Annotated in this window: 11 protein-coding genes; 7 read left to right on the plus strand and 4 right to left on the minus strand. The window is 60.7% G+C overall.

The window, feature by feature from the left end; all coding sequences use genetic code 11:
* Window positions 1–6 precede the first annotated feature (6 nt).
* Genes hisB through hisF form a run of 5 tightly spaced genes read left to right on the plus strand, consistent with a single transcriptional unit; the run spans window position 7 to window position 3,046 of the window.
* Window positions 7–600 (plus strand): imidazoleglycerol-phosphate dehydratase HisB, encoded by a 594-nt coding sequence (gene hisB, locus BJQ17_RS24120; RefSeq protein WP_003255736.1) that lies wholly within the window; start codon window positions 7–9, stop codon window positions 598–600.
* Window positions 601–1,239, plus strand: coding sequence for an imidazole glycerol phosphate synthase subunit HisH (hisH, locus tag BJQ17_RS24125; protein ID WP_003255735.1), 639 nt, complete (start codon window positions 601–603; stop codon window positions 1,237–1,239).
* Window positions 1,240–1,500, plus strand: a complete 261-nt coding sequence (locus tag BJQ17_RS24130; protein ID WP_003255734.1) for a DUF2164 domain-containing protein — start codon at window positions 1,240–1,242, stop codon at window positions 1,498–1,500. It abuts the gene before it with no gap.
* A gap of 27 nt (window positions 1,501–1,527) precedes the next feature.
* The gene (gene hisA / locus BJQ17_RS24135; protein ID WP_003255731.1) at window positions 1,528–2,265 is read left to right on the plus strand and encodes a 1-(5-phosphoribosyl)-5-[(5-phosphoribosylamino)methylideneamino]imidazole-4-carboxamide isomerase; all 738 of its coding nucleotides are present in this window, start codon (window positions 1,528–1,530) and stop codon (window positions 2,263–2,265) included.
* A gap of 10 nt (window positions 2,266–2,275) precedes the next feature.
* The gene (gene hisF / locus BJQ17_RS24140) at window positions 2,276–3,046 is read left to right on the plus strand and encodes an imidazole glycerol phosphate synthase subunit HisF (protein ID WP_003255729.1); all 771 of its coding nucleotides are present in this window, start codon (window positions 2,276–2,278) and stop codon (window positions 3,044–3,046) included.
* Window positions 3,047–3,184: 138 nt separating this feature from the next.
* Here hisF and choV read toward each other — a convergent pair whose 3' ends face one another.
* The 3 genes from choV to BJQ17_RS24155 all read right to left on the minus strand — a co-directional run bounded on the left by choV (window position 3,185) and on the right by BJQ17_RS24155 (window position 6,237).
* A complete protein-coding gene (gene choV, locus BJQ17_RS24145; RefSeq protein WP_010951660.1) occupies window positions 3,185–4,363 on the minus strand; it encodes a choline ABC transporter ATP-binding protein in 1,179 nt (392 codons plus the stop codon).
* The gene (gene choW / locus BJQ17_RS24150) at window positions 4,360–5,208 is read right to left on the minus strand and encodes a choline ABC transporter permease subunit (protein ID WP_172830946.1); all 849 of its coding nucleotides are present in this window, start codon (window positions 5,206–5,208) and stop codon (window positions 4,360–4,362) included. The genes choV and choW overlap by 4 nt, the downstream gene beginning before the upstream one ends.
* A gap of 81 nt (window positions 5,209–5,289) precedes the next feature.
* The gene (locus tag BJQ17_RS24155; RefSeq protein WP_010951661.1) at window positions 5,290–6,237 is read right to left on the minus strand and encodes a choline ABC transporter substrate-binding protein; all 948 of its coding nucleotides are present in this window, start codon (window positions 6,235–6,237) and stop codon (window positions 5,290–5,292) included.
* A gap of 452 nt (window positions 6,238–6,689) precedes the next feature.
* On the opposite strand from BJQ17_RS24155, the gene BJQ17_RS24160 reads away from it, so the two are divergent.
* Complete coding sequence (locus tag BJQ17_RS24160) at window positions 6,690–8,066, plus strand: L-serine ammonia-lyase (protein ID WP_003255722.1); 1,377 nt, start codon at window positions 6,690–6,692, stop codon at window positions 8,064–8,066.
* A 493-nt stretch (window positions 8,067–8,559) separates the two neighbouring features.
* A complete protein-coding gene (locus tag BJQ17_RS24165) occupies window positions 8,560–9,666 on the plus strand; it encodes a GlxA family transcriptional regulator (protein WP_003255719.1) in 1,107 nt (368 codons plus the stop codon).
* A gap of 119 nt (window positions 9,667–9,785) precedes the next feature.
* Here the strand turns inward: BJQ17_RS24165 and BJQ17_RS24170 are convergent, their stop codons facing one another.
* Window positions 9,786–10,043 carry a hypothetical protein gene (locus BJQ17_RS24170; protein WP_003255717.1) on the minus strand — a complete coding sequence of 86 codons (258 nt, stop codon included), beginning with the start codon at window positions 10,041–10,043 and terminating at the stop codon, window positions 9,786–9,788.
* Between the last annotated feature and the right edge of the window lie 561 nt (window positions 10,044–10,604).

Genomic DNA, 10,604 nt, shown 5'->3' on the forward strand with positions numbered 1-10,604 from the left:
CTGGTGATGGTCGAACGTAAGGCTTCCGTCGAGCGCAATACCCTGGAAACCCAGGTCAAGTGCTCGATCAACCTCGATGGCAGTGGCAAGGCCCGATTCGATATCGGTGTGCCTTTCCTTGAACACATGCTGGACCAGATCGCCCGCCATGGGCTGATCGATCTGGATATCGAGTGCAAGGGTGACACGCATATCGACGATCACCATACCGTCGAAGACGTCGGCATCACCCTGGGCATGGCATTCGCCCAAGCTATCGGTGACAAGAAAGGTATCTTCCGCTACGGCCACGCCTACGTGCCGCTGGACGAAGCGCTGTCACGCGTGGTCATCGACTTCTCTGGCCGCCCAGGCCTGCAGATGCACGTGCCGTATACCCGTGCAAGCGTTGGCGGTTTCGATGTCGACCTGTTTCAGGAGTTTTTCCAGGGCTTCGTCAACCACGCCCTGGTAACCCTGCACATCGACAACCTGCGTGGCCACAACACCCACCACCAGATCGAAACCGTATTCAAGGCTTTCGGCCGTGCCCTGCGCATGGCCATCACCCTCGACGAGCGTATGGCCGGGCAGATGCCTTCCACCAAAGGGTGCCTGTAAATGCAAACGGTAGCCGTAATCGACTATGGCATGGGTAACCTGCACTCGGTGGCCAAGGCGCTTGAGCACGTAGGTGCCGGTAAAGTGCTGGTGACCAGCGATGCCTCAGTGATCCGCGAGGCCGACCGTGTGGTGTTCCCGGGCGTGGGCGCGATTCGCGACTGCATGGCCGAAATCCGCCGCCTGGGCTTCGACAGCCTGGTGCGCGAAGTCAGCCAGGACCGCCCGTTCCTCGGCATCTGCGTCGGTATGCAGGCGCTGCTCGAGCACAGTGAGGAAAACAACGGCGTCGACTGCATTGGCCTGTTCCCTGGCCAGGTGCGCTTTTTCGGCAAAGACCTGCAAGAAGAGGGCGAGCACCTGAAGGTGCCGCACATGGGCTGGAACGAAGTCAGCCAGACCATCGACCACCCGCTGTGGCACGACATCCCTGACCGCGCACGTTTCTACTTCGTGCACAGCTACTACATCAATGCCGGCAAGCCGGGCCAAGTGGTGGGACGCGGTCACTATGGCGTCGACTTCGCCGCAGCGCTGGCCGACGGTTCGCGTTTTGCCGTGCAGTTCCACCCGGAGAAGAGCCATACCCATGGCCTGCAGCTGCTGCAGAACTTCATCGCCTGGGACGGGCGCTGGTAAATGAGCAGGTCGAAGACCAAGGCCCCGACCATCACCCTGGCCCCCGAGCAGGAGCGCGAAGCGCTCGATACCTTGAAGCGTTTTCTCGAAGACCGCTTCGAGCTGCAGTTGGGGTCGTTCGAGGTGGCCGAGGTCCTCGAGCTGTTCAGCAAAGAGATTGCACCCCATTACTACAACAGGGCGATTGCCGATGTTCAGCTGCACCTCAAGGAGCGGTTCGAGAGCATCGAAAGCGACCTGTGGGCACTCGAGAAGCCCTGAAACCCAACAAATAGACAGGTTCCCAAGATGCTGATTATCCCCGCTATCGATCTGAAGGACGGTGCTTGCGTGCGCCTGCGCCAGGGCCGCATGGAAGACTCTACGGTATTTTCCGACGACCCGGTGAGCATGGCCGCCAAGTGGGTCGAGGGTGGCTGCCGCCGCCTGCACCTGGTCGACCTCAACGGCGCCTTCGAAGGCCAGCCGGTCAATGGTGAAGTGGTTACCGCCATCGCCAAGCGCTACCCGAACCTGCCGATCCAGATCGGCGGCGGTATCCGTTCGCTGGAAACCATCGAACACTACGTCAAGGCTGGCGTCAGCTACGTGATCATTGGCACCAAGGCCGTCAAGCAGCCCGAGTTCGTCGCTGAAGCGTGCAAAGCCTTCCCGGGCAAGGTCATCGTCGGCCTGGACGCCAAGGACGGTTTCGTCGCCACCGACGGTTGGGCCGAAGTGAGCTCGGTGCAGGTCATCGACCTGGCCAAGCGTTTCGAGGCCGATGGCGTCTCGGCGATCGTCTACACCGACATCGCAAAGGACGGCATGATGCAGGGCTGCAATGTGCCCTTCACCAAGGCACTGGCTGAAGCCACCCGTATCCCGGTGATCGCCTCGGGCGGCATTCACAACCTGGGCGACATCAAGGCGCTGCTGGACGCCAAGGCCCCGGGCATCATCGGCGCCATCACCGGCCGTGCCATCTACGAAGGCACCCTGGATGTTGCTGAGGCCCAGGCCTTCTGTGATAACTACCAAGGCTGAGGACTGAACCATGGCACTGGCCAAGCGCATTATCCCTTGCCTGGACGTGGACAACGGCCGGGTGGTCAAGGGCGTCAAGTTCGAGAACATCCGTGATGCCGGCGACCCGGTGGAAATTGCCCGTCGCTACGACGAGCAAGGTGCTGACGAAATCACCTTTCTCGACATCACCGCCAGCGTCGATGGCCGCGACACCACTTTGCATACCGTCGAGCGCATGGCCAGCCAGGTGTTCATCCCGCTGACGGTAGGGGGTGGCGTGCGGACCGTGCAGGACATCCGCAACCTGCTCAACGCCGGTGCCGACAAGGTCTCGATCAACACCGCCGCGGTGTTCAACCCAGAGTTTGTTGGCGAGGCGGCGGACCGTTTCGGTTCGCAGTGCATCGTTGTCGCCATCGATGCCAAGAAAGTGTCCGGGCCAGGTGAAGCGCCGCGCTGGGAGATTTTCACTCACGGCGGGCGCAAACCGACCGGGCTGGATGCAGTCGAGTGGGCGAAGAAGATGGAAGGCCTGGGCGCTGGCGAGATCCTGCTGACCAGCATGGACCAGGACGGCATGAAGAACGGCTTCGACCTGGGCGTTACCCGCGCTATCAGTGATGCGCTGGGGATTCCGGTGATTGCCTCGGGGGGTGTGGGTAACCTGCAGCACTTGGCTGACGGCATTCTGGAAGGGCATGCCAGCGCGGTGCTGGCGGCCAGCATCTTCCACTTTGGCGAGTACACAGTGCCTGAAGCCAAGGCTTACATGGCTTCGCGCGGGATCGTCGTTCGCTGACAGATGGCCGGGAGGGCTTTGCCCTCCGTTCGCGACACAAGGTCGTTCCCACCCGTACAGCGCTGAGCCTGAGGCTGATGCAGTACGTGTGGGAGCGGCCTTGCGTCGCGAAAGGGCCGCGAAGCGGCCCCAAAGGCCTCACCCGTGGTTCTTGCCGAGCAGCGCGTGGTAAAGCTCGGTATCCCCGAGTATCCCCACCACCCTGTCGTTATCCTGCAGCACCAGCTTGTTGCCAGTTTGATAACGAATCTGCAGTGCCTCACGCATGCCGATGTCAGCGTGCACCACGGTCGGCCTGCGCTCCAGCAGCTCCACATCTTGCCCCGGTGCCCATTTCTGCATGTCCAGCCCGTTCTGGCCCTGGCGTGCACGCTTGAGCGCGCCGCCTTCGCCAAGGTCCAGCCACGAATCGATACCTGGGTCCAGGCACACCGAGCCATTGACCCGTTTGCAATTGTCCAGGCTGCGCATCAGGCTGCGCCCGCACAGCACGTTCAGCGGGTTGGTATGGGCGACGAAGGTGCGCACGTATTCGTCAGCCGGGTTCAGCACGATCTCCTCCGGCTTGCTGTACTGGATGATCCGACCGTCTTTCATGATCGCAATGCGGGTACCCAGTTTCAGCGCCTCGTCCAGGTCGTGGCTGACGAACACGATGGTTTTGCTCAACTTGGCCTGCAGGCCAAGCAGCTCATCTTGCAGGCCCTGGCGGATCAGTGGATCCAGTGCCGAGAACGGTTCGTCCATCAGCAAGATGTCGGCATCCATCGCCAGCGCCCGGGCCAGGCCCACGCGCTGCTGCATGCCGCCAGACAGCTCATCCGGCTTCTTGTTGCGCCACTGGGTCAGGCCCACCAGCTCAAGCTTCTCGTCGACCAGCTTGCGCCGTTCCTTTTCCGGGCGACCCTGCATTTCCAGGCCAAAGCTGATGTTCTCGCGCACCGTCAGCCAAGGCATCAGGGCAAACTTCTGGAACACCATGGCAATGCGCTTGGTGCGCATCATCTTCAGTTCGGCCGCGGAGCAATTGGCAATGTCGATGTGCTTGCCTTCGTGCTCGACGAACAACTTGCCACGGCTGACGGTGTTGAGGCCGTTGATGCAGCGCAGCAGGCTCGACTTGCCCGAGCCAGACAAGCCCATCAGTACGCAGATCTCGCCTTTGTTGATATCGAGGTTGGCCTTTTCGACACCCACCACCAGGCCGGTCTGCTTGAGGATCTGCTCGCGGGTCTGGCCTTGGTCCAGCAGCGCCAGTGCCTCGCGCGGCTTGTTGGAGAAGATGACGTCGACGTCTTCGAAACGAATGATGCTCATGCCTCACCCCTTACCGGCAGTTCCGGTTGCTTGCAGATACGGTCGAGCATGATTGCCAGCAGCACGATCGCCAGGCCCGCTTCGAAGCCCAGGGAGATATCGGCGGTGTTCAGTGCGTTGACCACAGGTTTGCCCAGGCCGTCAGCGCCAACCAGGGCGGCAATGACCACCATCGACAGCGACAGCATGATGCATTGAGTGACACCGGCGGCGATGCTTGGCATCGCGTGCGGCAGTTCGATACGGGTAAGCAGTTGACGACGCGAGCAGCCAAAGGCCTTGCCGGCGTCCATCAACTCTTGTGGCACGTCGCAGATGCCCAGGTAGGTCAGGCGAATGGGCGCGGCGATGGCGAACACCACGGTGGAAATCAGCCCCGGCACCACGCCCAGGCCGAACAGGGTCAGGGTAGGGATCAGGTAGACGAATGTGGGCACCGTCTGCATCAGGTCGAGCACCGGGCGCATGGCGGTATAGAACATCGGCTTGTGCGCGGCGAGGATGCCCAGTGGCACGCCGATCACCACACATACCACCGTGGCGAAGGTGACCTGCGCCAGGGTTTCCATGGTTTCCTGCCAGTATCCCAGGTTGAGGATCAGCAGGAACGACAGGGCGACAAATGCGGTCAGGGCCCACTTGCGCTGGATGAAGTGCGCCAGGGCGGCGAACAGGGCGATAAGTACGAACGGGTTGAAGAAAGTCAGGGCGCTGGTGACGCCATGGATCATGAACTCCAGGCCTTGCGCGATGGCGTCGAAGTAATTCGCGCCGTTCTGGGTCAGCCATTCGACGAACGACGCGATGTACTGGCCCAGAGGTATTTTCTGATCGATAAGCATGATAGCGAGCTTCCACCTGCATAGATTGAAATCAACCCGGGGCAGGCACGGTCCTGCCCCGAGGTAGCGCTACTGCGTAGTTCGTTATTGCGTAAGCTTGGCCTTGACCGCCTCCAGGCCAGGCTTGCCATCAACGGTGGTAACGCCGGCCAGCCAGGCATCCAGCTTGCCTGGGTTGTCCTTGATCCATTTCTTGGCGGCGGCCTCGGGTTTCATCTTGTCGTCCAGGACATAGCCCATCATGGTGCTTTCATCCTTGAGCTCGAACGACAGGTTCTTAAGCAGTTGGCCAACGTTGCTGCATTCCTGCGTGTATCCTTTGCGGGTGTTTGTCAGCACGGTCGCCTTGCCGAAGTCGGGGCCGAAGAAGTCGTCCCCGCCGGTCAGGTACTGCATCTTGAAGCGGGTGTTCATCGGGTGTGGCTCCCAGCCCAGGAACACCAATGCCTCGCCGCGTTTCTGCGCGCGGTCAACTTGCGACAGCATGCCCGCCTCGCTGGACTGCACGATCTTGAAACCGGCGTCCTTCAAGCCAAAGGCGTTCTTGTCGATCATGCTCTGGATGGTGCGGTTACCGTCGTTACCCGGTTCGATGCCGTAGATCTTGCCGTCCAGTTCCTTCTTGAACTTGGGTATGTCGCTGAAATCCTTCAGGCCCTTGTCGTACAGCGCCTGGGGGACTGCCAGGGTGTACTTGGCGTTCTCCAGGTTGGCGCGCACGGTTTCTACCGTGCCGGCGTCGCGGTACTGCTTGATGTCGTTCTCCATGGTCGGCATCCAGTTGCCGAGAAACACGTCCAGGTCCTTGCCGGTGGCCAGCGACTTGTAGGTCACCGGTACCGAGATCATGGTGGTGTGGGTCTTGTAACCCAGTGCTTCGAGCACAACGCTGGTGGTCGCGGTCGTGACTGTGATGTCGGTCCAGCCGACATCGGAGAAGCGTACAGTCTGACATTGCTCGGGTTCGGCTGCTTGGGCCAGCAATGGCGCGGACAGCAACGCAACCAGTAACAGCGAGGGTGAACCTTTCATGGATGGACTCCTGAGATATTGTCTTCGGGTTCGCGTGGGTCGCCGGGCTTTCTGAGGGTCCGGTCGACCAGGCCTGCAGAGGGCAGGATGCGTGGCCGTGCTTTACGAGTCGCTTTCGATAATCCTCCAGCTCCGGGCAATCGCCTACTGGTTGGGTCGTATCCAGTACGGAACGGGTCGTATCCAGTATGGGCGATGTCGCTTATGGATTTTTCCACCCCCTCGCGCGCATTTTTGCGTCACCAGGCCGCTGGAAAACGGCGCGGTGGGCGCAGTTTCTGGTTGAGAACAGCGCGGCGCTGCTGGACAAAAGTACGTCGGTTGCAGACGGCGAGGTGGGCGGTAAAAGCCCGATGATGCTGGCATTCAAGGCGGCCCGCTGTTTGAGCCTAGCAGCTACCCCGCCCTGCGCATGGCGCGCAGAGACAAGCCCAGCAAGAGGTGATTCGACAATGGCCATCAGCGTGTTCGACCTGTTCAAGATCGGTGTCGGGCCCTCCAGCTCCCACACCGTCGGCCCCATGCGTGCTGGCGCCCTGTTCGTTCAGGGCCTGCGCGAACGCGGTGAGCTGGAGCGTGTAAAACGGATCGAAGTGCGCCTGTATGGCTCGCTGTCGGCCACCGGTATTGGTCATGGCACCGACAACGCCACCATCATGGGCCTGATGGGCGAGTGGCCGGACGCCATTGACCCGACCCAGATCGTGCCGCGTATCGCTGACCTGCGCGAAACCAACACCCTGCAGCTGGATAGCCGCTTGCCTGTCGAGTTCGTCTGGGCCCGCGACATGCTGCTGCTGGACGAGAACCTGCCCTATCACCCCAACGCCATGACCCTGATTGCCGAAGGCGAGCAGGGTGAGTTGCACCGCGACACCTATTACTCGGTGGGCGGCGGCTTTGTGGTCGATGCAGCCCAAGCCGCCAGCGGTGTGCTGGATGCTGACCAGACAGTGTTGCCGTACGACTTCAACAGCGCCGCCGAACTGCTGCGCCTGTGCAAGCAAAACGACCTCAGCGTGTCGCAATTGATGATGGCCAACGAGAAGGTCTGGCGCAGCGAGGAAGACATCCGCGCTGGCCTGCACAAGCTCTGGGAAGCCATGCAGGAATGCGTCAACAACGGCCTCAAGTACGAGGGCACGCTACCCGGCGGGCTGAACGTGCGCCGCCGTGCCGCCAAGCTGCACCGCAGCCTGCAGGAAATCGGCAAGCCCAACGTGATCGGCTCGACCATGAGTGCCATGGAATGGGTCAACCTGTTCGCCTTGGCGGTCAATGAAGAAAACGCCGCCGGCGGGCGCATGGTGACCGCGCCTACCAACGGCGCGGCAGGCATCATCCCGGCGGTGCTGCATTACTACATGCGATTCAGCGATGCGGTGGATGAGTCCAGCGTTGTCGATTACTTCCTGGCTGCCGCCGCTGTGGGCATCCTGTGCAAGAAGAACGCTTCGATCTCCGGTGCCGAAGTGGGTTGCCAGGGGGAAGTCGGCTCGGCCTGCGCGATGGCCGCAGCGGGGCTTGCCGAAGTGCTCGGCGCCACCCCGCCACAGGTTGAGAACGCCGCTGAAATTGCCCTGGAACACAACCTTGGCCTGACCTGCGACCCGGTTGGCGGGTTGGTGCAAGTGCCCTGCATCGAGCGCAACGCGATTGCTGCGGTGAAGGCCATCAACGCGGTGCAGATGGCGTTGCGCGGCGATGGTGAGCACTTCATTTCCCTCGACCAGGTAATCCGCACCATGCGCGATACCGGGGCCGATATGCACGACAAGTACAAAGAGACCTCGCGCGGCGGCCTGGCGGTCAGCGCTATCGAGTGCTGATTTCCTGAACTGACCTTCTGGGCCTCTTCGCGGGCAAGCCCGCTCCTACAGGAACTGTGCAATCCCTGTAGGAGCGGGCTTGCCCGCGAAGAGGCCCTTGAGGCTGATGCAGGTGCAACACAACCGCCAATGCCTCTTTATGGTGCGGCGCCACGCTACCGATCGTCGGATGTCGCGATCAGTGTGAGGGTTGTCGGTGACACTTAAAGGTGTCGCTTCTGGGAAACCCACGCGGCGCGTGTCACTAAACTGCTCAACCGTTACAGGCAACGCGCTAGCTCGCCTGTTCTGGACGACTGGCCAACACGATGCAAGCACTTGAATTGCCCCATAAAGGCGTCGTTTTCAGGTTTTTTTGGATGGCCGTTCAAGTTTAGGCACGGCGTTTGCGTTGAGATTGGCAAGCCTACCCCCGGAAAATGACCGAGGGGTCATAACAAGAAGTAAGTGCCCGCCTGAGGCACACCCTGCATTTGTGTGAGGAGAAATCGCGATGACGTCGTACACCTCCGGGAATCCAACCCAGAACCGCACAGCACCCCAGTCCATCGGGTTTCTTCTATTGGACAATTTCACCCTGATTTCCCTGGCATCGGCGGTCGAGCCGCTGCGCATGGCCAACCAGCTGTCTGGTCGTGAGCTGTATCGCTGGCACACGCTGACCATCGATGGCGGCCAGGTGTGGGCCAGCGATGGTCTGCAAATCACACCGGATGCTGCCATCAGCAATGCTCCGCCTATCGACACCGTGATTGTCTGTGGTGGTGTTGGCATCCAGCGTTCCGTCACCCGTGAACACGTCACCTGGCTGCAAGCCCAGGCCCGTCAGTCGCGCAGGCTGGGCGCCGTGTGCACCGGCAGTTGGGCACTGGCCTGCGCTGGCCTGCTCGACGGCTTCGATTGCAGCGTGCACTGGGAATGCCTGGCCGCGATGCAGGAAGCCTTCCCGCGGGTGAACATGAGTACCCGCCTGTTCACTCTTGACCGCAACCGCTTCACCAGCTCCGGTGGCACCGCGCCGCTGGACATGATGCTGCACCTGATCAGCCGTGATCACGGCCGCGAGTTGTCGGCAGCGATCTCCGAGATGTTCGTCTACGAGCGTATTCGCAACGAGCAGGACCACCAGCGTGTGCCGCTCAAGCACATGCTTGGCACCAACCAGCCGAAGTTGCAGGAAATCGTCGCGTTGATGGAGGCCAATCTGGAGGAACCGATCGACCTGGACGAACTGGCGGTCTATGTGGCGGTTTCGCGGCGTCAGCTGGAGCGCCTGTTCCAGAAGTACCTGCACTGCTCACCTTCGCGCTACTACCTGAAGTTGCGCCTGATCCGTGCGCGGCAGTTGCTGAAGCAGACGCCGATGTCGATCATCGAAGTGGCATCGGTGTGCGGCTTCGTGTCGACCCCGCACTTCTCCAAGTGCTATCGCGAGTACTTTGGCATTCCGCCGCGTGACGAGCGCGTGGGCTCCAACACCGCGCAGCAGGTGGCCATGATGCCGATTCCTCAGGCCATGACCCTGTCGCCGCACAGCGGGCCGATGGCGGCCCTGAGCCAGGCACGCAACGAGTCGACATTTGCCAGTGTAAGGCTCTGATACCGAGTCGACTTTTTCGCGGGACAAGCCCGCTCCCACAGGTCACCCGCTGAACTGAGTCAGCGGTGACCTGTGGGAGTGGGCTTGTCCCGCGAAGGGGTCGGTCCTGGGTAAAAGAATTACGCGCGTTTGTTGAACTGCGCCAACGCCGGCAACAGTTGCTTGTCGATGGCCTGGCGTACTGCCGGCAGGATCGTCGCACTGCCGGTGTACATCTGCTCCACCATCCCCTTCAGCGCCCGCGCATTGGGCTCGGTCAGCCCACGAACCACCGCTTCACACGCCTGTTCGGCGCTGGCCCCGGCCGGAATATCGAAACCGCGCGCGCGCAAATGGCCGGCGAGGTCGTCCTGATCAATCAAATCCGCATGCATCATGGCTGTTGTCCCTTTTATCGCTAAGAGAGTGCTGCTGTGATTTACGACCGATTCTGTGACGTGTGCGACAGCCTCGCAAGGACAGAATGCCGCCATGGCTGCTTTGGCTAAGAACAGGTCGTTTACGACTAAATCCCCTGCCAGGCAAGCACGCACACTGAAGCCATTCACGGTACAGAGGGTTTGGTCACCCTCGCTCACGCACAGTGGATGTTGCTCGCTCTTGGCCCCGGTAGCTCACGGCTTTCCGGGGTTATTTTTTTGCAACTGTTATTTATGTCAGTTGTTGAGAATCGATGCATATAGACTGGAAAAATCAAAGTTTGGCTTATTGGATGCAATGTTTATTTTTGTGAGGTGCACAGCCTCGGAGCACACAGACTGTTGGGGATATTCGTGTCGATGCCACTAGGGGCTAAGGTTCCTTTCGAACGTCAGAAGGTGCGCGAGCCGATCTGGTAACAATGTTTTCGACGTTTAGAATTTACTGTGGTATCGCGAAAACGCCAGCGTCCCTGGAGACGGCTTTCTCGGCCATTAGTTGCTTTGGTGCGTTAACCG

Source organism: Pseudomonas sp. NBRC 111139, from assembly GCF_001753955.1.
In the GTDB taxonomy this organism is placed as follows: Bacteria; Pseudomonadota; Gammaproteobacteria; order Pseudomonadales; family Pseudomonadaceae; genus Aquipseudomonas; species Aquipseudomonas alloputida.

What these genes read in the sequence shown, in the direction of transcription:
- hisB (WP_003255736.1), top strand. Translation starts at nt 7, where the DNA reads ATGGTCGAACGTAAGGCTTCCGTCGAGCGCAATACCCTGGAAACCCAG.
- hisH (WP_003255735.1), top strand. Translation starts at nt 601, where the DNA reads ATGCAAACGGTAGCCGTAATCGACTATGGCATGGGTAACCTGCACTCG.
- BJQ17_RS24130 (WP_003255734.1), top strand. Translation starts at nt 1,240, where the DNA reads ATGAGCAGGTCGAAGACCAAGGCCCCGACCATCACCCTGGCCCCCGAG.
- hisA (WP_003255731.1), top strand. Translation starts at nt 1,528, where the DNA reads ATGCTGATTATCCCCGCTATCGATCTGAAGGACGGTGCTTGCGTGCGC.
- hisF (WP_003255729.1), top strand. Translation starts at nt 2,276, where the DNA reads ATGGCACTGGCCAAGCGCATTATCCCTTGCCTGGACGTGGACAACGGC.
- choV (WP_010951660.1), bottom strand. Translation starts at nt 4,363, where the DNA reads ATGAGCATCATTCGTTTCGAAGACGTCGACGTCATCTTCTCCAACAAG.
- BJQ17_RS24155 (WP_010951661.1), bottom strand. Translation starts at nt 6,237, where the DNA reads ATGAAAGGTTCACCCTCGCTGTTACTGGTTGCGTTGCTGTCCGCGCCA.
- BJQ17_RS24160 (WP_003255722.1), top strand. Translation starts at nt 6,690, where the DNA reads ATGGCCATCAGCGTGTTCGACCTGTTCAAGATCGGTGTCGGGCCCTCC.
- BJQ17_RS24165 (WP_003255719.1), top strand. Translation starts at nt 8,560, where the DNA reads ATGACGTCGTACACCTCCGGGAATCCAACCCAGAACCGCACAGCACCC.
- BJQ17_RS24170 (WP_003255717.1), bottom strand. Translation starts at nt 10,043, where the DNA reads ATGATGCATGCGGATTTGATTGATCAGGACGACCTCGCCGGCCATTTG.